General features: G+C 60.6%; 18 protein-coding genes. 6 read left to right on the top strand and 12 right to left on the bottom strand.

Features of this window, described 5'->3' with window-relative positions; translation table 11 throughout:
• Positions 1-166: 166 nt before the first annotated feature.
• Entirely contained in the window at positions 167-931 is a 765-nt protein-coding gene (locus GOB94_RS09400; RefSeq protein WP_182275686.1) for a hypothetical protein, read from the bottom strand.
• 217 nt (positions 932-1,148) lie between these two features.
• On the opposite strand from GOB94_RS09400, the gene GOB94_RS09395 reads away from it, so the two are divergent.
• Positions 1,149-1,850, top strand: a complete 702-nt coding sequence (locus tag GOB94_RS09395; RefSeq protein ID WP_182275685.1) for a hypothetical protein — start codon at positions 1,149-1,151, stop codon at positions 1,848-1,850.
• 19 nt (positions 1,851-1,869) lie between these two features.
• Here the strand turns inward: GOB94_RS09395 and GOB94_RS09390 are convergent, their stop codons facing one another.
• Positions 1,870-2,028, bottom strand: coding sequence for a hypothetical protein (locus GOB94_RS09390; RefSeq protein ID WP_182275684.1), 159 nt, complete (start codon positions 2,026-2,028; stop codon positions 1,870-1,872).
• A 219-nt stretch (positions 2,029-2,247) separates the two neighbouring features.
• Between GOB94_RS09390 and GOB94_RS09385 the strand changes: the two genes are divergently transcribed.
• Positions 2,248-3,303, top strand: a complete 1,056-nt coding sequence (locus GOB94_RS09385) for an aldo/keto reductase (protein ID WP_182275683.1) — start codon at positions 2,248-2,250, stop codon at positions 3,301-3,303.
• 156 nt (positions 3,304-3,459) lie between these two features.
• Positions 3,460-4,464 carry an Abi family protein gene (locus GOB94_RS09380; RefSeq protein ID WP_182275682.1) on the top strand — a complete coding sequence of 335 codons (1,005 nt, stop codon included), beginning with the start codon at positions 3,460-3,462 and terminating at the stop codon, positions 4,462-4,464.
• A gap of 72 nt (positions 4,465-4,536) precedes the next feature.
• Here GOB94_RS09380 and GOB94_RS09375 read toward each other — a convergent pair whose 3' ends face one another.
• A complete protein-coding gene (locus tag GOB94_RS09375) occupies positions 4,537-6,201 on the bottom strand; it encodes a DHA2 family efflux MFS transporter permease subunit (RefSeq protein WP_255483805.1) in 1,665 nt (554 codons plus the stop codon).
• Between the two features lie 102 nt (positions 6,202-6,303).
• A complete protein-coding gene (locus tag GOB94_RS09370) occupies positions 6,304-6,774 on the bottom strand; it encodes an NUDIX domain-containing protein (RefSeq protein ID WP_182275681.1) in 471 nt (156 codons plus the stop codon).
• Between the two features lie 134 nt (positions 6,775-6,908).
• Here GOB94_RS09370 and GOB94_RS09365 point away from each other — a divergent pair, with 134 nt between their 5' ends.
• Positions 6,909-7,706 carry a C4-type zinc ribbon domain-containing protein gene (locus tag GOB94_RS09365; RefSeq protein WP_182275680.1) on the top strand — a complete coding sequence of 266 codons (798 nt, stop codon included), beginning with the start codon at positions 6,909-6,911 and terminating at the stop codon, positions 7,704-7,706.
• Positions 7,707-8,012: 306 nt separating this feature from the next.
• Here GOB94_RS09365 and GOB94_RS09360 read toward each other — a convergent pair whose 3' ends face one another.
• A complete protein-coding gene (locus GOB94_RS09360) occupies positions 8,013-8,801 on the bottom strand; it encodes an XRE family transcriptional regulator (protein WP_255483802.1) in 789 nt (262 codons plus the stop codon).
• A 238-nt stretch (positions 8,802-9,039) separates the two neighbouring features.
• Here GOB94_RS09360 and GOB94_RS09355 point away from each other — a divergent pair, with 238 nt between their 5' ends.
• On the top strand, positions 9,040-10,182 hold the full coding sequence (locus GOB94_RS09355; RefSeq protein ID WP_182275679.1) for a hypothetical protein: 1,143 nt from the start codon (positions 9,040-9,042) through the stop codon (positions 10,180-10,182).
• A gap of 15 nt (positions 10,183-10,197) precedes the next feature.
• On the opposite strand, the gene GOB94_RS09350 is transcribed toward GOB94_RS09355, so the two are convergent.
• The 6 genes from GOB94_RS09350 to GOB94_RS09325 all read right to left on the bottom strand — a co-directional run bounded on the left by GOB94_RS09350 (position 10,198) and on the right by GOB94_RS09325 (position 17,881).
• Positions 10,198-11,913 carry a M28 family peptidase gene (locus tag GOB94_RS09350; protein WP_255483801.1) on the bottom strand — a complete coding sequence of 572 codons (1,716 nt, stop codon included), beginning with the start codon at positions 11,911-11,913 and terminating at the stop codon, positions 10,198-10,200.
• A gap of 14 nt (positions 11,914-11,927) precedes the next feature.
• Entirely contained in the window at positions 11,928-12,959 is a 1,032-nt protein-coding gene (locus tag GOB94_RS09345) for an A/G-specific adenine glycosylase (RefSeq protein WP_255483799.1), read from the bottom strand.
• 131 nt (positions 12,960-13,090) lie between these two features.
• Positions 13,091-13,738: a YdeI/OmpD-associated family protein gene (locus GOB94_RS09340; RefSeq protein WP_182275677.1), complete on the bottom strand. Its 648-nt coding sequence runs from the start codon at positions 13,736-13,738 to the stop codon at positions 13,091-13,093.
• A gap of 73 nt (positions 13,739-13,811) precedes the next feature.
• A complete protein-coding gene (locus GOB94_RS09335) occupies positions 13,812-14,537 on the bottom strand; it encodes a methyltransferase domain-containing protein (RefSeq protein ID WP_182275676.1) in 726 nt (241 codons plus the stop codon).
• Complete coding sequence (locus tag GOB94_RS09330; protein ID WP_255483796.1) at positions 14,527-15,474, bottom strand: type III polyketide synthase; 948 nt, start codon at positions 15,472-15,474, stop codon at positions 14,527-14,529. Before GOB94_RS09330 ends, GOB94_RS09335 begins: the two co-directional genes overlap by 11 nt.
• A 310-nt stretch (positions 15,475-15,784) precedes the next feature.
• Positions 15,785-17,881, bottom strand: a complete 2,097-nt coding sequence (locus tag GOB94_RS09325; RefSeq protein ID WP_182275674.1) for a radical SAM protein — start codon at positions 17,879-17,881, stop codon at positions 15,785-15,787.
• 405 nt (positions 17,882-18,286) lie between these two features.
• Between GOB94_RS09325 and GOB94_RS09320 the strand changes: the two genes are divergently transcribed.
• Positions 18,287-18,763: a hypothetical protein gene (locus GOB94_RS09320; RefSeq protein ID WP_255483794.1), complete on the top strand. Its 477-nt coding sequence runs from the start codon at positions 18,287-18,289 to the stop codon at positions 18,761-18,763.
• 304 nt (positions 18,764-19,067) lie between these two features.
• Here GOB94_RS09320 and GOB94_RS09315 read toward each other — a convergent pair whose 3' ends face one another.
• Positions 19,068-21,518, bottom strand: coding sequence for an endonuclease MutS2 (locus tag GOB94_RS09315; protein ID WP_182275672.1), 2,451 nt, complete (start codon positions 21,516-21,518; stop codon positions 19,068-19,070).
• Positions 21,519-21,554: the final 36 nt, after the last annotated feature.

The raw sequence follows: 21,554 nt of genomic DNA, 5'->3' as shown, positions 1-21,554 counted from the left end.
TCTGGGTCGGCAACGAGGGTACAACAACCTCGTCATGTTCTTCGGGCTTGCAGCGCCCACAAGGACACCGCACCTGCCCGCTCCCGTTGCGCCGTAGCCTCTCGACCTCATTGCTGCCGCGTCCATCGCAGCAGCAACCTCGGGATGGCGTGGGCCCATTGGCGGTTCAGCTGATCGGCTCACCCGGATGCAGCCCAGCCTTCTGCGGCCAGATCGTCAGCAGCAGCACCATCGCCGCTGCAATCACTCCCGACGCCGCAAAGCGGCTCAGGTCCAATCCTTGCTGCGCGTGCGGCTTGGTCAAAAAGTCGCCCATGTTCGCGCCCAGCGGACGCGTAAGAATAAACGCCATCCAGAACAGCAGCGTCCGGTTGATCTTCGTAAAGTAGTACAGCAACGCCACCACGCCAATCAGTCCGAAAAACAGATATATGCCGCCTGCGAACCCTGTCCCTTCGCTCGTCCAGTCACCCAGCGCTGTACCCAGCGTATTGGAGAACAGGATCGTCAGCCAGTAAAACATCTCCGCCTTGTGCGTCACGATGTTGTTCACCGATACCGTGCCCACCGCAAACCTCCACACCAGCAATGAAGCAATCACCAGCGCGAACAGGACCGACGTCCCGCCCGGGTACCCGATACCCAATGACCTGTCCGCAAAATCCGCCATCGTCGTACCGGCGAGCGTCGTGCCGACGATCACCATCCAGTACAGCCACGAGTGAAACCGCTTCGCGCGCACCTGCAGCACCACCAGTACGATGAACGGCGCAAACAGGATCAGTGTGCTCACCGCATAACCCAGGTTCAACGACATCGAAAGCGCATCGCCGCCGGTCTCACCCAGCGTGGTCGCAAGGATCTTCACGATCCAGAACATCAGCGTCACTTCGGGTACCTTGCTGATAGCTGCCCTTGTATCCTCTGTCATTAGCACACTCTCTCTTTCATAAATATGGGCTGTACTTCTATCGTGCCCTGCCCTCTATTCTCTATCCTTGGTCCCTCGCAGTCTCCCTCCATGGATCGAAAGTGGTTCCGCCCGGTGAATATCTCATCTGTCACTAAAATCTTCTGTGCGGCACATTGCGTCTAAGCCATCAGGAGCCTCTACCCTGTATCGTCGTGCTCTCATCCCGGCCCTCTTTATGGCCATCGCCTTGGCGGCTCCGCCTCAGCACAGCTCGTCATCCGCGCGTCCCTCGTTCGAGCTCCTCACCCATCGCATGGACGTCGACGTCGACGGTGCGCCCAACGCCTATGGCCCTCCCGGCCACCACACCCTCGACAACCTCCGCGACGCCCACTACCGCCGCCGCCGGCACGGCGAGATCGTCGGCTTTCTCACCGAAGACGACCACCCCACCGTCCCCGTCATCCAGGGACCGCACGACCCCTACCCCGGCGACTACATCTCGCAAACCGCCTTCACCGACCCCGCCAACAACAAAGACAGCGACCCGCGCCGCTACGTTGACGCCACCAAAATCAACTACATCGTCCTCGGCGACGAGGCCACCCGCCGCGGCGCGCATCTCGGCGACTTCGTTGCCGTCTACTCCCGCCGCACCCATCGCTCCGTCTTCGGCATCGTCGGCGACGACGGCAACCCCTCCGGCAACGAAGGCTCACTCCATCTTCTCCAGGCCCTCGGCTACCCCTTCACTAACGGCATCGACGACTCCGTCAAACACCCCGAGATCGTCGTCCGTTTCTACCCGCACTCCAACCCGCCCACACCCGGCACGCCCCAACTCTTCTTCCACACCCAGGCCGCGCTCGACGCCACCGCAAAGCGCCTCGGTCTCTCCCGGGACTTCACCGCCAGCCCGCTCGCCCAGCCTCGCTAAACGCCTTACAGCAGATGGCTCACCATTGCGTGCACGGGTGGCTCATCGCCAGCGGCATCCGCGTCAGGCATACAACCATCATCAGCAGCAGCACCACGGCGCAAGAGAACACATAGTCCGCATTGCGGTTCAATCGGTGCGGGTTTGCAAACGTGGGCGAAGCAGCCATTGCGGGCATAAGGGAGCTCCTTTGGGCGACAAACTGCGCAACTCCAAAATTCGTCAGGGAAATGTGTGGTGTCTGCGAAGCCGGCTATGCCAATGGCGCCGTATACGCCATACAATTCTGTTGAGGTCGCGGCCTGCGCCGTTTCTCTGTCTTCCGCATCCAAACAGCAGTTGTCCACGTGCACCGCAAGGTGCTTCCCTCCCCACAAGCCAAACATTGGAGTCGCAAATGAACTACCGCTCCCTCGGCCGCTCTGGCCTCAAACTTCCCGAGCTCTGCTTCGGCACCGGCACCTTCGGTGGCAGCAACGAGTTCTTCAAGTCCTGGGGCGCCACCCAGGACAAGGAAGCTGCCCATCTCCTCGACATCTGCATGGAGGCTGGCTGCAACTTCTTCGACACCGCCGATATCTACTCCGACGGCCACAGCGAAGAGGTCCTCGGCAAAGCCATGGCCCATCTCAAGCGCCAGGACATCCTCGTCTCCACCAAGGCCACCTTCCGCGGCGGCAACGTCGGCCCCAACAACGCCGGCAGCTCACGCTACCACCTCATCGAAGCGCTCGAAGGCTCACTCAAGCGCCTCAACACCGACTACATCGACGTCTACCACATGCATGCCTTCGACGCGACGACCCCCGTCGACGAAACCCTCGAAACCCTCGACAACTTCGTCCGCTCCGGCAAGGTCCGTTACATCGCCTGCTCCAACTTCTCCGGTTGGCACCTCATGAAGTCGCTCTCTGTCTCCGAGCGCTACGGTTGGGCAAAGTACGTCGGCCATCAGGTCTACTACTCGCTCGTCGGCCGCGACTACGAGTGGGAGCTCATGCCTCTCGCGCTCGATCAGGGCGTCGGCGCGCTTGTCTGGAGCCCGCTCGGCTGGGGCCGCCTCACCGGCAAGATCCGCCGCGGCCAGCCCTTGCCCGAAGGCTCACGCCTCCAAAGCAAGATGGTCACCGACGCAGGCCCCACGCCCGACTGGGAGTACGTCTACAAGGTCGTCGACGCGCTCGACGCCGTCGCCGCCGAAACCGGCAAGACCGTTCCGCAGATCGCCCTCAACTGGCTCCTCCAGCGCCCCACCATCAGCACGCTGGTCATTGGCGCACGCGACGAGAAGCAGCTCCGCGCCAACCTCGATGCCTCCGGCTGGTCGCTCACAACCGAGCAGGTCGCCAAGCTCGACGAAGCCAGCACCGTCCCGCTCGCCTATCCCTACTGGCACCAGGTCCAATTCGACGAGCGCAATCCTTTTCCCATCAAACAGTCTCACGGCGCATAACTAGAGGAAGTTAGGAAAATTGGTTACTTCGGTTCTGTTTTGACCCAGAGGTGTCCAAATTTTGTGGACACCTCTGGGTGGGCAGTGCATCATATGTGTATACGGCCGACTCCACTGCGCGAAAGCGTACGGGTCGGCCTTCCTATTTGAACGAGAATGTCATCCTTGAGCCTCAGCAGCTATTCAAAGCCCTATCTTTCCGTGACTGAGCAGCTAGAACTCTTACGTGGCCGTGGAATGCTCATTACGGATACCAGGAAAGCTGAAGCCTGCCTTCACAGGATCGGATACTACAGACTTAGCGGGTACGCATACCCGTTCAGGCAGCGCGAACTCCGTCGGAATCCAGATGGTAGCGAAACTGAGCATATACATGAGCATTTCCGGCCTCATACCGAGTTCTCTACAATCATGGAGTTGTATGTATTCGACAAGAAACTCCGTTTACTTTTTCTAGACGCCATTGAGCGCATAGAAGTAGGACTTCGAGTTGAAGTCGCTTTGACCCTGGGTACTTATGGTGCCTTTTCCTATCGTGACGCTAATACCTATAATCGTTACTTTTCAGCGCCGGATAGCGATGGCGCTACACCGCACGCCAGATTCATCGAAAAACTGGACGATGCATTCCGCCGATCGAGGGAAGAATTTGCCGAACACTTCCGCTCAAAGTATTCATCGGATTTACCCATTTGGATGTCGATAGAACTGTGGGATTTCGGCACCCTAAGTACGGTGCTGAATGGCATGAAATCCGCCGATTTGGACCGGCTTTCCAGTTTGTACCGTCTTCCCAAAAGGCGGTTCCTCTCTAGCTGGGCTCAAAGCATCAACTTTGTCAGAAACGTCTGTGCCCACCACGAGAGACTCTGGAATCGCCCACTCGTTCAGCAACCCAGCCCTTCAAAACCTGGTGAACTCGAATTGCTTGAACACCTGGCAACCGATTCTTTGGCGCAACGTCGTATTTATGCAGTGGCCGCAGTTCTGCAATATATGCTCCGATTCGTGCATCCTGGCAGCACCTGGAAAGAACGTCTACGCTCCCATCTCAAGACAATCCCAGACTCTCCTCACATATCTCTGAGGCACATGGGCTTCCCCTCAGATTGGGAAAAACTCGCCTTATGGCGTGCGAGTACCTTTGATGAGAGTGAATAACATCCCTGCTCTGCTGAAAATGACTGAATGGAGAAAAGCCAGGAACCTGCATGCTTCCTGAGGCATGCGCTCCTAATGTCCCGCGCTCGCGCTCGCATTCTTCGGCGGCCGCGGAATAAAGAACAGCAGCGGAATCATGCACGCGCAGAAGATCGTCAGGTAGCGGATGATGTCCACATACGCCAGCGCCCCTGCCTGCCGCAGCATCTGGTTATACATAAACGCCTGCGCCTGGTGCATTGCTCCAATCGAAGGTCCGGCACCCGCCGCAGTGACACCATTCCCCGGCTTGAACGCCCGTGCCAGCGAGTCCAGCTGCTCACGATACATCGGGTTCTGCGGCCCCAGTGACCGCACCATCGACGTCTCGTGCGCCAGCGACCGCCGCGTCAGCATCGTCGCCATAAACGCCGTGCCGCACGACCCGCCGATATTTCGCGCCAGGTTCGTCAATCCCGACACATCGTTGTTCTCACTCTGCTTCACGCCCACATACGCAATCGTGTTGATTGGGATGAACAGGAACGCCAGCCCCGACGCCTGGAAGATGCGCATGAACACCAGCTGACCATAGCTCAGCTGCAGGTCGAGGTTCGCCATCCACACCAGGCTCAGCGTCAGCATCACGAACCCATAGCCAATCAGCTTCCGCGGGTCCACCTTGCCTGAAAGAAAGCCCACCACGGGCATCATCGCCATCATCACCAGCCCTGCCGGCGACAGCACGAGTCCCGCCAGCTCCGCCGTATACCCCAGCAGCGTCTGCACAAACTGCGGAATCAGAATCGTCGTCGCATACAGGCTGAAGCCCAGAACGAACATCAGGATGAAGCTGATCGCAAACTGCCGTCGCTTGAACAGCGTCAGGTTCAGGATGGGCCGCTTATTCTCGCGCAGCTCCTTCAGCTCCCACCAGATCATCACGACGAACGCCACGATCATCAGCGCCACAAAAAAGATGATCACATGCGAACCGAACCAGTCGTCCTCCTGGCCTTTGTCCAGGATGAACTCCAGCGAGCCGAATGTCGCAGCCAGCAATCCAAAGCCGAAGAAGTCCAGCTTGATGCCCTCACGCTGCGTCTCCTTCACCTGCTGCGATACCCACGGCGGATCTTCCACAATTCTCGACGTCAGAAACAGCGACAGCAGACAGATCGGCACATTCAGATAGAAGATCCATCGCCAGTCGAAGTTGTCGGTAATATAGCCGCCCAGCGTAGGCCCAATCGCCGGCGCAACAACGACAGCCAGGCCATACATCGCGAACGCCTGCCCACGTTTCTCCGGCGGAAACGTATCGGCCAGAATGGCCTGCTCACTCGGTGCCAATCCGCCACCGCCCGCGCCCTGCAACACGCGGAAGAACACCAGCAGGCCAAGAGTAGGCGCCAAGCCGCACAGTGCCGACGAGATCCCGAACAGCGCCACGCAGATCATGTAAAACTTCTTGCGCCCGATGAACGTGGTCATGTACGCGCCCGCCGGAAGAATCACGGCGTTCGCCACCAGGTAGCTGGTCAGCACCCACGTCGCCTCATCCTGCGTCGCGCCCAGCCCGCCCGCAATATGCGGCAGGCTCACGTTCGCAATGGAGCTGTCCAGCACCTCCATGAACGTCGCGAGCGTCACCGTCATGGCAACAATCCACGGATTGATGCTCGGCCGCCACGGCTGCGCCGCGGGGACAGGTTTCGATTCAGGAACTGAGTCTAATGTTGTGGTTGCACTGGCCATCTGTGGTCCTGATTCAGATTCTACGGAAGCGCCCGGGATTCACGAAATGCACCAAAAAGACGGTTTCTAAGCAAGACACAATCGAGGTATTTCCCCGCCCCTCTATCCAGAACGGGGCTGGCAGTCCTGCAATGAATAGAGGAATGGCACCTGTTCCTCACGAATGTAGATTCGGGCGCTTTCAAGCGAGAACCACATGCCCCGGTCTATCTCAGGAATCTCCAGCCGTTTTCCAGATCCGCGCGGCCACTCAATCTCACAGGTATTGCTCACGAGGTCTACAGGATCGTAGTCACCCTCAAAAGCCCATGCGGTTACAAGCTTGCCGCTCTTTTGCCGAACTGAACCGAGTTCGACGAACGGTGCAGCCGCTACAAAGCCCGTCTCTTCCTGGAACTCGCGTTGCGCGGCTGCGAGTGGCTCCTCATCGTCGCCATACTCACCCTTCGGGATCGTCCAGGAGCCTTTATCTTTCTTCGCCCAGAAAGGTCCGCCCGGGTGCACCAGAAACACCTCCAGGTTCCCGGCATCTCTCCGGTACATCAGCAATCCGGCGCTGCGCTTCGCACTCATTGTCACCCCTCTAGATAAACACGAGCACGTGCATGGCCGCTCCGGGCCAACGCACCCTGGCGCCACCTCCTTCGCCGCGCCCAGCGTGGTAGCCTGAACCTCTCGCGCCACCGCGCTGCAGAAGGGGCCCGAACATGAACGCCGATCTCGAAAACCTCGTCATCCTCCAGGCCCAGGACCTCGAGCTCAAGCGCCTCCGCGAAGAGCTCGCCGAAGCCCCGCGCCGCGTCGCCGCCTGCGAAGCCACCCTCGCCAAATCCGAGTCCGCCCTCGCCAGCGCCAAAGCCTCACTCCTCAAAGAAGAGTCCCTCCGCAAGTCCCACGAGCTCGACATCGCCTCCCGCCGCGACAAGATCGCCCGCCTCCGCAAGCAGATGGAGACCGCCGCCAACGCCGCGCAGATCGCCGCTCTTGAGCACGAGATCACCTTCTCCGAGCAGGTCATCTCCACCGCCGAAGACGAAGAGCTCGCCTCCCTTGAACGCACCGACGCCTTCGAGACCGCACGCGCCGCCTCCATCTCGGCCGTCGAAACCAACACCGCCGCACTCGCCACCGAGCGCGTCCGCTGCGCCAGCCTCACCGCCGCGCACAAATCCACCATCGCCGGCATCGAATCCGAACGCGCCACACTGCGCGCGACCATCGCCGCCACCGACGCCGGCGAATCGCTCCTCTCCAGCTACGACCGCATTGCCAAGGCCAAGGGCACCGCCCTCTCTGAGGCCATCGACCATAAGTGCTCCGCCTGCCAGATGATGGTCCGCCCGCAGCGTTGGAACGACCTCACCAACCGCGACCCTCACGGCGAGTTCGCCAATACCGTCTTCCACTGCGAAACTTGCGGCCGCATGCTCTTCTACGACCCTCGCCGCGACGCCCCCGTCCGCTGGTCCCCCGGCGACCGGTTGGCTGCCGCGAGCCAAAGCTAATTCGCATCGCCAAAGCGAAAAAAAGCACACCCCAAAGCAGAAGGGCGACGGCATCAAGCCATCGCCCTCTTGGTTGCCGTCAGGCTTAGAATGTCACTTACAACGCTTGACACGCACGATAGAATAGGAACAGGAAAGGCTCGGCAACCGCCGGGCCTTTGTTCTTTGAAAATCCAGTTTGGCCAAAAGGCATAACCACCAGAATGTTTGCTTACGACAAAAGTGCGCACCAAAGGGTATACAAGCCTAACCCCAATCCGCTGCGGATCTTAGCCCCAAAACCGGGGGGAGGGTCACCAATAGCACCTACTTCTTCGCCACCGGTTTAGCGCCGGCCACCATCGAAATCCGGGCTCCGGCATGGACTCCGCGCAGCGGCTCCGGCATCGTCAGAATCAGCGCCGAGCACTGTTCGCCACCAGCTTTCTCGTAGCTGTGCACGGCCTCCGCGTTGAAGAACACCGCGTCTCCCTCAGCCAGCACATCCACCTGGGAGTCGTGCTCCAGCTTCAGCTCGCCCGACAACACATACAGGAACTCGTTCCCGCTATGCCGATGGCTCTTCGGCACCCGCTTCTCGTTCGCCGGCAGAAACTCCGCAATGTACGGCGTGATCGTCTGTTCCACAGGCACCTGCCCCAGGCTCTCGAAGTAGTATCCCGGCTCGTCCGCTCCGGTCTGCGGCAGCCGCAGGCGATCACCGGCACGTAGAATCCGGAACAACTCCGGGCGCTCAGGCTCGAAGAAGTAGCTCATGTCCTTGGAGAACACCATTGCAATCCGCGCCAGGTTGCGCAGCGTAGGCACCACGCGCCCTGTCTCCAGTTGCGACAGAAAACTTGCTGAAAGCCCCGTATGGCGGCCCAGTTCCACTAGCCCCATCTGCTTCCGTTGCCGCAGATACTTGATCCGCTCCCCGATCCGCTTGCTCTCGATGAACTCTTCGGCAGCCTCAGCGCTCACCGGTGGTTCGTCCAGAACGTCCACCTCACCCGGCGGCAGCATCTGTGCGGACACCTTGCCCTCAGCCAACTCGCGGCTGCGCTTCATTGGAGGGACTGACGCTTCGGTGATCGTTCCGGGATAGACGCCCATGCTTCGTTCCTTCGAAGTTCGCTCTCAGGGACCGCTCACTTCGTCACGTAAACAGATGTTGAAGTGGCACGAAAAGATGCTCTGGACGCCACCGAAATCTTCACCGCCGGGCTCAACATCAACCGCCTGCCACGTTCAAACTCACAATACCCACCAGAACAGGCCCTCGCCTACCTGTACTTCTACGAATTCGCTAACATCAAGCTCATTCTCAGGCTCGGATGCTACGCTCGAACGCATGGGTTTTATCCGTCGGCCAGCACGTTCTGTCCCCTCGCACCGTCGCTTTCGGGGACTCGCCGCCCTCGCCATCGGCTCACTCTTCGCCGCAGGTTGCGCCAGCCCCGGCCCACCCCGAGCACCCTCGCTCAACCTGCCCCAACCCGTCTCTGATCTCACCGTCAGCCGCACCGGCAACACAGTCGAACTCCGCTTCACTGTTCCTCATCGCTCAACGGACAAGCTGCCACTCTACAATCCGCGCCACCACCACACCACGCTTCACGGCACGGTCTGCCGCGGACTGACGACCGGCAGCTGCACCACCGTCGCCACACTAGACATCCCGCTCACGGCAACCGACCCGAAGGCGTTCATCTGGCACGAGTCTCTGCCCACCGGTCTCACTACCGGGCAGCCCCATCCGCTTCGCTACCAGGTCGAGTTCCTCAGCCCCCAGGGCAAATCTGCCGGCCCCTCCAACACGGCCTTCACCGCCACCGGCCCTGCACCTGCCCCCGTCGAAGCGCTCCGCGCCACCGGCACCCGCTCCGGCGCGTTGCTCGATTGGTCCTCTACCGCCTCCGGCGATGTGCTGCTCCACCGCACTGCCCTCGCACCCACAACCAAACACACCACGGACCTCTGGCTCAACGCCAACTCCGCCAATCGCACACTCGACGCCACCGTAACCGCTAACGCTCCCTACCGTTACACTGCCGAACGCCGCCTCATCCTCACCTTCGGTACGCACACTGTCGAGCTCCGCAGCATCCCTTCGACACCGATAGACTTCACCCTCCGCCCTATCTACCCACCCGCAACGCCAACCAGCCTTGCTGCCACCGGCTTCACGCCGCCAGCCACGTCTGGCTCTGCGGAAACCCCGCACTACGCCATTGACCTCATCTGGCAGCCTGTCTCCGACGCCGACACCACACCTACGCTTGCGGCGCCGCTCACCGGCTACAACATCTACCGCGAACCCGCCGACGGCAGTTCCGCCCGCACCCGCCTTAACCAAGCCCCCGTACCGGAACCCAGCTTCCACGACCCCACCGCCGACCCCGCGACTACCTACCGCTACAGCGTCACCGCCGTCGACGGCAACAACAACGAAAGCAAAGCGGCGACGGTCCTCGTGGAACCGTCGCCGCAGTAACTCCCCGGCCACCGACTACTGCTCGCTCTTCAGCCGCGCGGCTTCAAACTCATCACCATGCTTCCACTCCACCGCGTGCGACAGATGGATCACCTGCCAGCCCAGGTCCATCCCAAACTGCACCAGCTTCGCATCGCCGTTGAAGTCCCACGTCAGATCGAAGTTGTCTGAAAAGTTGTGGTAGTTGTTCTCGTTGAAGTACTTTTCCTTCGCCTCACCCCACGCGCGATCATGTCCTTCATACAGCGTCCCGGCATCCACGCTGAACGCCGGAATTCCTACCCGCGACAGCGAGAAGTGGTCGCTGCGATAGTAGCTGCCAGCCTCCGGCCTTGGGTCCGGCACAATCGTCAGCCCAAACCGCTTGGCCGTCGCTTCTACCTCCGGATAGAACGTCGTCCGCTGCGCCCCGTTCACGTTGATCTCCTTCTGCACGCCAATCGGCAGCAGCATGTCGTAGTTGATGTCCAGCGCAATCTCCTTCGCCGGGATCGGTGGATGCTGCCCCAGGTACTCGCTGCCCAGCAGCCCCTGCTCCTCCGCCGTCACAGCCGAGAAGATCACCGAGTGCGGCAGCTTCAGCTCACCGGCATGCACCGCATCGCTCCACACGCGAGCCATCTCCAGGATCATCGCCACACCGGTGCCATTGTCTGCAGCGCCGTTGTAGATGTTGTCGCCCTTCATCCCCGGCACAAAGCCTAGATGGTCATAGTGGGCCGTATACAGAACAGCCCGGTCCGGAGCATGTGCCGCAACGTTCGCACCCGGCAGCATCGCCACCACATTCGGGCTCTGGAACCGCCGCACCGTGCTGGCAATCGTCGCCTTCAGCTTCACTGGCAACTCGACAGCCTTGAACCCCCGCTGTCCCGCTGCCGCAAACTCTTTGTCGAGGTCCAGCCCGCTCTCCGCAAACAGCTTTCGAGCCACCTCCAGCTGAATCCAGCTCGCCGCCTTCAGCCTCGGGTTCGCATCATCACGTAGATACGTCTTCTCGCTTGTATTCGAGTTCTTCACCACGTTCCAGCCGTAGCTGGCCAGATCCGTGCGATGAATAATCAACGCACCCACCGCGCCCATGCGCGCGGCCTCCTCAAACTTGTACGTCCACCGCCCGTAGTACGTCAGCGCCCTCCCTGCAAAGAACTTCGGGTCATCGCTCGGTGGGTCGCCCACAATGCAAAGGATCACCTTGCCCTTCACATCCACGCCCGCATAGTCGTTCCACTGGTACTCCGGCGCATCCACGCCATACCCCACAAACACAATCGGAGCATCCAACATCGTCTCCGGCGTCAACGTCTCGTTGCTCACCGTGTAGTCATCGCCAAAGCTCAGTAGTTCGGCGTTGCCTTGTGCAGGCACTAGCTCGAACTTCGTCTTCTCCGGCACCACCTTCATGCCAACGAAGTTCACCTGCTGCAGAAACGTCCCATCGTCGCCGGCAGGTTGCAACCCGTCCATCGCAAACTGGCTGGCAATATACTTGGCCGCGAGTTCTCCCCCGCGCAGCCCTGGATACCGCCCCTCAAACAAGTCATCGGAGATGAACTTGTCCTGCTCACGAAGATTCGCCGCGCTCACCATCGCCTCAGCCTTCGAGATCGGACTCGCCGGAATCATTGGCGTACCTTGAGCTAGCGCACAGCCGCCCGTCGCCATCACTGCAACCGCAATACCCAGCCAAACTCCTCGACCCATCGTCGTCACCTCAAGAATACGAATCATTCGCAGTATAAGCACTACCGTTTCGCCAGCACACCAAGCTTCACCAGCACCTTGCGCGCGAGCCCTGTCAAAGGCACCTCGTTTAGCGCACTCACAGCCACCCACTCCAGCGCCTTCTTCGCCGCCGGAATCTCCTTCTTCAGCGCCTCCGATTCGAACACCTCTACCTCGTAGTTCGTGTTCGTAATCGAGTGCTTCACACGCAGCACTGGCTCATACCGGCTTACGCTTTCCAGCACCAGCGGAGGCAACTCCAGCATCCCCGCCATCAGGCTCGCATCACTCGCACGTCGTTCCAGCAGCACCTCCGTTCCGTTCTTTCGAGTCTGCAGCAGATGCGCCACGCGCCGCTGCTTCTGCGCATCTCGCTTTCTCGTCGCATGCTCTCCCCGCGTCCTGCAAAGCTCCATCACCGGACACTGCAGACAAAGCGGCCCCCGCGGAACACACACCGTCGCACCCAGCTCCATCATGGCCTGGTTATGATCTCCTGGCGCGTTGCCCCTGCGAGTAGCTTCCGGCACCAGCGCCTGCGCCACCGTCATCAGCCTCGCCTTCGCCGCGCTGCTCTTCTCTTCGGCCTCACCCAGCACCCGTAGCAACACACGCTCCACATTCCCATCGAGCACCGCCACGCTCTCGCCAAACGCTATGCTCGCAATCGCGGCCGACGTGTACTCCCCCACTCCCGGCAACACGCGCAGCTCCAGCGCGGTCCGCGGCATCACGCCACCAAGTTCACTCACTACAAACCTTGCCCCGCGATGCAGCATCCGCGCTCGTCTGTAGTAGCCCAGTCCGCTCCACAGCGCCAGCACGTCGCTCTCCTCCGCAAGCGCCAGCGCCTGCACCGTCGGGAACCGTTCCATGAACTCCGTATACCGTTCGATCACCGTCGCCACGCGGGTCTGCTGCAACATCACCTCACTCACCCACGTCGCGTAAGCATCTTCCACGCCACGCCATGGCAGCACACGCGCACTCTTCTGATACCATTGCCCGAGCCTCTCGCGAAACGCCTCAAGCGCCGCGCTGGACAATCCCACCGTACCTGCCTTTTTTCTTCCCTTGCCCGCAGTCGACATGCCTCAGCCAGTCTAACGAGACTGCATCTGCGTTCAAACTCATGTCTCCCTCAGGATGTCCCTCTTCACGCAAACATCTCGAAGCGCGACAACTACTTCTCATACTTCCAGTTCCTGCTCTTCCCTTCCGCGATCCACTCCGTCGCCTGCGCCACACGTTTCTCACGCGTCTCTTCGCGTTTCGCATCCGCAATCCACTCGTTGTATTCCTTGCGACAGCTCGGGCTCATCCCCTCAAACACCTTCGCCGCCGCCTTGTTCTTCTTCAGAGCGGCTGCCAGCGCCTCCGGCATCGGAACTTCAGCCTTCACCACCTTCGGCCGGCTCCAAGCCTTTGTCCGCTCGCCCTCCGCGATCCGTCGCGCTGCCTCGCGCACATAGCCCACAAGCTGCTTCTTCGACGGCAGGTCCCTCACGCTCGTAATCTTTCCGAACGACCCCATCGACCCGCCTGCCACCACACCGTCCGCGCGCATCTCCTTCGCCAGTTCCGCTCCCCAAAGACCAAAGCTGCAATGCGCCTTGAACGCTGCCATATTTGCCAGGATCACCGTCTTCCCGCTCGGTCCCGTGTACTCAAAGAACGGCATCGACCACTTTGTCGTCTCCACCACACCAGGCGCACCCTCATGCATCACCTGCCGCAGATGTTCCAGCACCGGTTGCGCAAACGGCGCTGCCTTGGCAATATACGCATCCACCGCTACGCTGTACTCCCCCGCCGCACCCTTCTTCGCCATCGCCAGGCCCTCCTGAGGATTTGAGCGTCAGTCTACCGCAAAACTCCACCCCCAACGATGACAACCTTAGCGCTCACGCACTCTTGGTTCTCCCCACGCAAAGGCGCCCCGGCGTCCACCGCCGTGCCTCCACATGCTCAACAGCAACCCCAGCCGACGCCAACATCCGGTGCCAATCGTCTTCCCGGAAGCTTCTCCGGAATGACACCGGCCCATCATGCCGCACGGCCTTGTGCCACCGCGCGAGAATCGCCACCATACTGAACAGCTTGTACGGCGTCGCCTCCCGGCACAGATCATTGATGTACCAACCGCACCGCGCCGTTGCCTCCATCCATGTCAGGAACCGCACGATCTCTATCTCTTCCAGATGGTGTGTCAGCAGCGCGCTGATCACTCCATCCGCGCCCTCCGTGTACGAGTACACATCGCCGCTGATCCACTCAATTCGTGAACCCGAAGGCGTCATCTCCCGCGCCGCCCGCACCACCTCCGGGTTCAGGTCAATCCCCACCAACTCCACTGCCAGTCCGCGCCGCTTTGCCCAGCGTTCAATCCGCCGCAGCATGTCACCACCGCCACAACCCACATCCACAATACGAAGCGCCTGCCCGCCATGCCGCTCCAGCAACTGCCCAAGCCACTGCACCGTTGGCCGCGCCCCAAACGACAGCGTATTCACTTGCTCCAGGTCACCCAGATACGACCGTAGCTGCTCATACGTGCATGGGTCGTCCAGCCACTCCGGCAGATCTACTGGCGCAACTCTCCGGCTAAAGTCGATCGGCTTAGACGGCATGAAAGAGCATCGTCTCCGCCGTCAGCCCTGGTCCAAACGACATCGCACAGCCCTTGTCACCCGGCTTTGCCCGCTGCATTAACTTCTCCATCACAAACATCACCGTCGCCGAGCTCATATTGCCAAAGCACTCCAGCACCTCGCGCGACGACTGCAGCGCGTGCTCCGGCAACTCCAGCCCGCGCTCCACCGCATCCAGTACCGATTTCCCACCCGGGTGCACACCCCACAGCGCGATCTCTTCCTTGCATCGTTCATTCAGCACCTGCTGACCGCCTTCGGTCAGCGCCTTGCCAATCTCAACCGGCACCTGCCCCGAGAGCAGCATATCGAACCCCGAACCCCTGATCTTCCACGTAATCAGCCCACGCGTCTCAGGGATCAGCACCGCCCGGAAGCTGTCCATCGCAAAGCCCTTCGGCTCAGCCGTAATCAGGCTCGCCGAGCACCCATCCGCGAAAACCAGGAAGCTCAGCACCTGTTCCAGGTCCTGCGTCTCCTGCAGATGTAGCGTGCACAGCTCCAGGTTCACCATCAGCACCTTCGAGTTTGGCTCCGACCGCACAATATGCCGCGCCTGCTTCAGGCCGTTAATCGCCGCATAGCACCCCATGAACCCGATCATCGTCCGTTCCACCGTCGTGTCCAGCCCCAGGTGATCGAGGATGTCGAAGTCCAGCCCCGGCGCATACAGCCCCGTGCAGCACGTTACAAGCACGTGAGTAATCCCGCGCCGCTCCTCCTCGCTCAGCGCCAGCTTGTCCAGCGTCTTTTGCGCCAGCCGCGGTGCCAGACGCTCAAAGATCTCCATCCGCTGCGCCGTGCTTGGAAAGCTGCCGCGCACATAAAACTTGTACGGGTCCACATGAAACTCCGTGTGCGGAGTGTTCGGTGTCAACACCGAAAACCGCCGCCGGATGCCTGAACGCTGGGCCATCCGGTAAAACACATTCTGCAGACGTGGATCTTCAATCATGTTCCCGGCAAAGGCGACGAATGCCCCGTGAACGTCCGAATCAGGTACTGCTGTCGCAATGCGGTTGATGTACGCCTCTGTCACATGGTCTCCAAAATCAAAATACGGGGGTCTGTTGAAACGCTGCCGTGACATCAAGGTATCTCAAAACTGTTTCAACGGATATACACCGAACCATTACATCGTTACACGACTGTAAAGAACGCAATGTTCTCTGCAAAACATAACGGCCACCATAGCTGGTGGCCGTTGTGTGTGTGTTGTCTATCGCTTAGTCGCCAGCGACGAGGTCCTTGTCCTCTGCTTTCGCCGTTGCAGCCTTGATCTCGCCCAGAGCCACGAATCCGCCCGGAAGCTCCGGTTCCTTCAGGATTTCCTTGCGATACAGCTTGGCCATGCGGGCGTTCTCGGCTTCCGCCTTCAGCTTCGCATCGCGCGCCCGAATCTTCTCTTCGCGCGCGTTCTTCGCGATGCCGCTCTTGTCGAACGTATCGTTCGCAGCCGAGTCCACATGTGCCTGGTTCAGCACCAGGTCATACTTCTCCTGCTTCTCGATGCCGACCTTCTTACCACCGGCGAAGATCTCGTGACGGCCGTGCTCCTCGTACCACTTGGTGAGCGAGCTCGTCATGTGCATCTTCTCGATGATGTTGCGCCAGCCCACACCCGTGTTGTACGCGCAGAAGCTGATCTCGCCCTCCTGCGTCGCGTACGGGATGATGCACTGCTCGGTCCGGCGGAAGTCATAGTTGAACAAGTCCTGGAACCACATGCCCGCGATGAACAAGAAGTTCCAGCGATCGCCGCGGCGCTTCTCGATATCTTCCATCGTGCGGTCCGCGGTCACCTTACCATAGTTGCGGCCCGTCGCGCCAAAGCACTTATCGAACTTCTCCAGCAACGAGAAGATGCTGAAATGCGTAGGTGCATTCTTCGGCTCGTAGTTGCGGATCAGCGCCAGCGCCGCACCAACCACGGTGAGCGTCTTGCCGCGTGCCGCATCGTTGACCTTCGCAATGTCCTTGGCCAGCTGCGTCGCATTCAGGAACGCCGTCACCGGCGCCGCTTCCTTGGTTTCCTTGTCGATCATCAGCGCCATGCCGATGCCGCAGTTCGGATGGCAGCCGCAGCTCAGCTGGCCCCACTCGTGCTGCGGTCCATGCACCAGGTCAGCCCAATCGGAGAAGGTGCTCATGAACGAGATCGGGAACCAGTCGCGCGTGCTCTCGCCAAGGCCCGTCTGGTTGCGGATGTCGTGTGCGAGATGCGACAGCGTGTAACGCTGCGCCGCGCGACGCTCATCCGAAACAGCCTCGTCGCGGCCCGTGAAGCTCACCGGCTGGAACGAAAGGAAGTTGATCTTCTTCGGGTTGTCGAGCGCGAACTGGATGATGCGGCCAACCTGCTCGTTGTTGATGCCGTTTACGATCGTGGTCACCGGAACGATGTCCACACCGGCCTCATGCAGGTTGTGGATCGCCTGCAGCTTCACGTCGAACGCGTTGCCCACCTTGCGGTGCGAGTTCGCGGCGTTACCGATGCCGTCGAACTGCAGGTACGCATAGCGCAGACCCGCCTCAGCCGAAGCCTTTGCAAATTCCTTCGACTTCGCGAACTCGATGCCGTTCGTCGCAGCCTGCACGGAGTTGTAACCAACCTTGCGCGCATAAGCCACAGCATCCAGGAAGTACGGGCTCAGCGTCGGCTCACCGCCCGAGAACTGCACCGACATCTGGCGCTTCGGCTTGATGGTGATCGCGTTGTCCAGCATGGTCTTGATCTCGTCCCACGTCAGCTCGTGGACAAATCCCACCTGGTTCGCATCCATGAAGCACGGGTCGCACATCATGTTGCAGCGGTTCGTCAGATCGATCGTCAGAACGGAACCACGGCCGTGCGTGACGGTTGAAGTCCCGTGGTTGTGCAGGCCCTTGTCGTTGTGCGCGCGGATGTCGCGGCCCGGGAATACATCCTCGAGGTGCTTCATCATCGCAGGGTCGATCGACATCACGTCTTCAAAGTGACCGTGGATCGGGCAGTCCTTGATCATCAGGATCTGGCCATCGCGTTCGATGATCTGCGCCTTGATCTCGCCGACCTTCTCGTTCAGCAGGATCTCGTGGGGCAGCTTGCCGTCCACGATCTGCTGGCGGATCTCAGGAACGCACTTCGGACACAGCGAGTCGGTCGTGCGCGGCCAGCCGAGGGGCGGCTTCTCCTTCTGGTAGCTCTTCAGGAGCGGCTTATCGGACCACTTCGGCGTGAAACTCTTGTTCGGGCTGATCGAATTCAGCTTGTCGAAGACTGCCCAACCTGCCTTCGCAGTCATCACAATCCCTTTTTCGAAAACCTTCGTCGCTTTTCCCATGAATCCGTCTCCTGAGGTAAGGCCGCTGCGCAAACTCCGTTGCAACGGTCCCTTCAATTCAAACTCTGGTTACCGGCATTGCGGCAGGCCTTCAATGGTCGGACGCACGGGCGGTAATTTCCCTTCTCTAAGCTATTCAACTCGCGAGACGAAGTCGTGAAAGAAACAGCAAACGGTAATATGCAGCAGCGAACGGTGACAATTGGCAGCTCAACGGAGCACCTCAAAAACCTCACCCCTACACCCGCAAGTGCCTGAACCGGAAAGGCATCGGCCCGTACTGGCGGCTGTACCGATCCTCACCGGAGATAAAGCTAAGATAAGAATGTGTTCACGCTCGGTCCCGCATACAAACCAGGAAAAGCGTCTCGGCCTCTTGCTGGGATGCGGGTCTCCGTCTCACTCGTGACCGTGCTCCTCATCGGCTCCGCAACGAGCCTCGCCGACCCTCTGCCCGCGCAACTTCAGGGCACCTGGCGCATCGCGCGCCTCATCCCCACCACCAATATGGGCTGCTGGGACTCTGCCCGCGCCCAGTTCCTCGTCGGCACCACCCTCACCTACTCCCCAAAGACCCTGCACTGGCAGGGCGGCGACGTCCCGCTCACCGGCATAGTCACCCGCATGATCAACGAGAACGACCTCAAAGCCGAGTTCGACGGCGACCCCAAACCTGCCGACTTCGCCCAGCTGCAGATCAAGCAGCCGATTGTCACCGAGGTCAATCTCCAGCACGAAGACGCCGACATTACCGGCGGCAGCACCGAGGTCCCCGGCGACTCCGTCCTCCTCGTCGCCCCCAACCGCATCCTCGGCAGCGCCTGCGGCGTCTACTTCGAAGCCCAGCGAGTCCCCACTCCCCACCGCCCAACCCACAAATAGCTGTCAAGCCCCACAGCCTTGCCATACCTATAACCCACTCAAAACAATCAGGCTATGGCCAGAAAACAAAAACACGTTCTTAGGATGGGCTCTCTATACTTGAATTAGAGGCAAAAGAACTCAGAACTCCAAACCGGCCGCCTGAAACCGCATCGGCACGGGTTCCCGGAGCTAAACCCAACGTGCTCCATATCATACCCGTAACTATATACAGAATCAGTCACTTACCCCCTGGATCACCCCGTAAGTGACTGATTTTCCTGGATCGCTCCCATGCTACATAGGGAGGGGGATGGGGGTATCACTATCGCAACTCCACAATCGTCGCCCCTTGGCCGCCTTCGTTATAAGGCGGCTCGGCCACCGACAGCACATGAGGATGCTTCCTCAGGTAGTCCCGCAGCGTCCGCCGCAGGATACCCATGCCCACCCCATGCACCACCCGAATCCGCCGCAACCCGGCCAGAAAGGCATGTTCCACAAACCGCTCCACTTCGCTCTCAGCCTCGTCAGCCGTCTTCCCAATCACATTGATCTCGGAGCTGACGTAATCCGAATCGTCACTCGCGGGACTACTCACATTCACACCGCGCCGCCTGGCAGCCTCCACCGGCTTCTCCGCCACAGCGATCACCTCAGCCACATCGCTGCGAGGCACCCGGGTCTTCATCGGTCCCACCGCAACCTCCAAAGACTTGGCGTCGATCACCCGCACCACGCGACCCTCGCGGTTCAGGGACTTCAACCGCACCAGGTCCCCGGCCTTAGGCTCCCGCTGCCGTTCCATCGCCTTCGCCTGCGCCTTCTCTGGTGCATGGGCACTCACCGTCGACTGGAACTGCTCAGAGAACTCGCGCTTGAGCTGCGCAATCCGCAGTGCCGAGTCGCGCGCGATCTTCTGCGCCACCGTCTTGTCGTCGATGGCCTTCACCGTCCCACGCAGCTGCCCCTCGAACTCCTCGATCATCGCCTTCAACTGCCGCTCGAGCTCACGAGTCCGCTTCTGCTGTTCCATGCGGCCTTCCTGCTCCAACCGCGTCCGCTCACGGTCCAGCTCCTTCTGTGTAGCCGCAAGCTGCTCGCGATCCACGTTCGCCGCCGACAGTTGCGTGTGCAACTCCTCCAGAAACCGCCCGATATCGACCTGCTGCGTCGTCATCTGTGCCCGGGCCCGAGCCACAATGGCCGGATCGAGCCCCAGCCGCGCCGCGATGTTCAACCCCGCCGAAGCTCCGGGCACTCCCAGCCGCAGCTCATACGTCGGCGCCAGCGCTGCCTCATCAAACCCAGCCGCAGCGTTGAGCACGCCCTCATGCTTCGCGGCATACACCTTCAACGAGGTCAGATGTGTGGTGATGATGTTCCACACATGCCGCAGCAGGAAGTGCTCCGCCACCGCAACCGCCAGTGCCGCACCCTCCTCCGGGTCCGTCGCCGACCCCAACTCATCCAGCAGCACCAGTGATCGCTCGTCCGCATGTTTTGCGATGCGGTTCACATTCACAACATGCGCCGAGAACGTCGACAGGTTCTGCTCAATCGACTGCGCATCGCCAATATCCGCATAGATCGCGGTGAAGATCGGCAACTGCGCCTGCTCCGCCGGCACCGGCAAGCCAGCCTGAGCCATCACCGCGAGAATGCCTGAGGTCTTGAGCGCAACCGTCTTGCCGCCCGTGTTTGGGCCGCTGATGATGATCTGCCGCTTGCCCTCAAGGAAGGAGATAGTCAGCGGAACAATGCTGCCCTGCTCGGCACGCAGCCGCATCTCCAACAATGGATGACGTGCAGCGACAAGTGCAAAGTCGGCGTCCAGCGCTTCACTGAAGGCCGGACGAACACACTGCATCTCCAAGGCGAAGCGAGCAATCGCTTGATGCGCGTCGACCTCAGCAAGGATGGATGCACCAAGCAATAGTGCGTCAGCGTTGGCAGCAACCGCGCGGGTCATCGCGACCAGGATGCGATGAACTTCGGCCTGCTCTTCATCCAGCAGTCGCGCCATCTCGTTGTTGTGCTCAATGGTCTCCATCGGCTCGACGAAGACGGTCTGTCCAGTGGAGCTGGAGCCGTGGACGACGCCGCCCACCTTGCGTTTGTACTCCGCTTTGACGGGGATGACGAACCGCTCGCCCCGCACGGTGATCACAGCATCCTGCGCGCTGTCATCGTCGGAGAGCCGCGCCAGCGCACGTCGGAGGCTGGCCTCGATGGCACGGTGCTGCTGCTCCAATGCACGGCGGATACGGCGCAACTCGGGTGAGGCGTCGTCGCTGAGGGTTCCGTCCGGCTCGATCTTGCCGCTCAACTGCCGCAGCAGGTCTTCGAGGTCGTACTCAAGTAACGGTGCGGATAGCGCCTGCGTCTCCGGCCATGCGTTGCGGTCACCATCCGGCGGTGCGAGCACCACGTTGCGCCATGCTCCGACGCGCTCGGCATGGACGATCAGGGAGCGCAGTTCCAGTGCTTCCAGCGCAGAGCCTTCGATCCGTGCCTTGTCGAGCAGATCAGTCACATCGAAGATGCCGTGGAAGTCGAAGCTGCCACCGCTCACCAACATGCGCTGCATCTCTGCGTTGCGTCCCTGCTGTGTCTCAATCCAGCCCGCGCTGGAGCTCGGTTCCAGCGCGGCGATCCACTCTCTTCCAAGTGGCGAGTGCGCAGCCGCAGCAATACGGGCGCGGAGCGTCTCCCACTGGAGCGACGCGCCGCCGCGGTCGGTCAGGACGTTCGGTATCTCAGGCAGCAACTGCATCTCTCCATCTTACGGAGTCTCGCCGCAACGTAAGAT

The organism is Granulicella sp. 5B5, from assembly GCF_014083945.1.
Lineage (GTDB): Bacteria > Acidobacteriota > Terriglobia > Terriglobales > Acidobacteriaceae > Granulicella.
Note: the sequence above shows the minus strand (reverse complement) of the source record. Positions and strands in the feature narration are given on the sequence as shown.

Excerpts from the sequence above, each read along its gene's own strand:
- GOB94_RS09400 (WP_182275686.1), bottom strand. The coding sequence starts at position 931 with ATGACAGAGGATACAAGGGCAGCTATCAGCAAGGTACCCGAAGTGACG.
- GOB94_RS09395 (WP_182275685.1), top strand. The coding sequence starts at position 1,149 with ATGGCCATCGCCTTGGCGGCTCCGCCTCAGCACAGCTCGTCATCCGCG.
- GOB94_RS09390 (WP_182275684.1), bottom strand. The coding sequence starts at position 2,028 with ATGCCCGCAATGGCTGCTTCGCCCACGTTTGCAAACCCGCACCGATTG.
- GOB94_RS09385 (WP_182275683.1), top strand. The coding sequence starts at position 2,248 with ATGAACTACCGCTCCCTCGGCCGCTCTGGCCTCAAACTTCCCGAGCTC.
- GOB94_RS09380 (WP_182275682.1), top strand. The coding sequence starts at position 3,460 with ATGTCATCCTTGAGCCTCAGCAGCTATTCAAAGCCCTATCTTTCCGTG.
- GOB94_RS09375 (WP_255483805.1), bottom strand. The coding sequence starts at position 6,201 with ATGGCCAGTGCAACCACAACATTAGACTCAGTTCCTGAATCGAAACCT.
- GOB94_RS09370 (WP_182275681.1), bottom strand. The coding sequence starts at position 6,774 with ATGAGTGCGAAGCGCAGCGCCGGATTGCTGATGTACCGGAGAGATGCC.
- GOB94_RS09365 (WP_182275680.1), top strand. The coding sequence starts at position 6,909 with ATGAACGCCGATCTCGAAAACCTCGTCATCCTCCAGGCCCAGGACCTC.
- GOB94_RS09360 (WP_255483802.1), bottom strand. The coding sequence starts at position 8,801 with ATGGGCGTCTATCCCGGAACGATCACCGAAGCGTCAGTCCCTCCAATG.
- GOB94_RS09355 (WP_182275679.1), top strand. The coding sequence starts at position 9,040 with ATGGGTTTTATCCGTCGGCCAGCACGTTCTGTCCCCTCGCACCGTCGC.
- GOB94_RS09350 (WP_255483801.1), bottom strand. The coding sequence starts at position 11,913 with ATGATTCGTATTCTTGAGGTGACGACGATGGGTCGAGGAGTTTGGCTG.
- GOB94_RS09340 (WP_182275677.1), bottom strand. The coding sequence starts at position 13,738 with ATGGCGAAGAAGGGTGCGGCGGGGGAGTACAGCGTAGCGGTGGATGCG.
- GOB94_RS09335 (WP_182275676.1), bottom strand. The coding sequence starts at position 14,537 with ATGCCGTCTAAGCCGATCGACTTTAGCCGGAGAGTTGCGCCAGTAGAT.
- GOB94_RS09330 (WP_255483796.1), bottom strand. The coding sequence starts at position 15,474 with ATGGCCCAGCGTTCAGGCATCCGGCGGCGGTTTTCGGTGTTGACACCG.
- GOB94_RS09325 (WP_182275674.1), bottom strand. The coding sequence starts at position 17,881 with ATGGGAAAAGCGACGAAGGTTTTCGAAAAAGGGATTGTGATGACTGCG.
- GOB94_RS09315 (WP_182275672.1), bottom strand. The coding sequence starts at position 21,518 with ATGCAGTTGCTGCCTGAGATACCGAACGTCCTGACCGACCGCGGCGGC.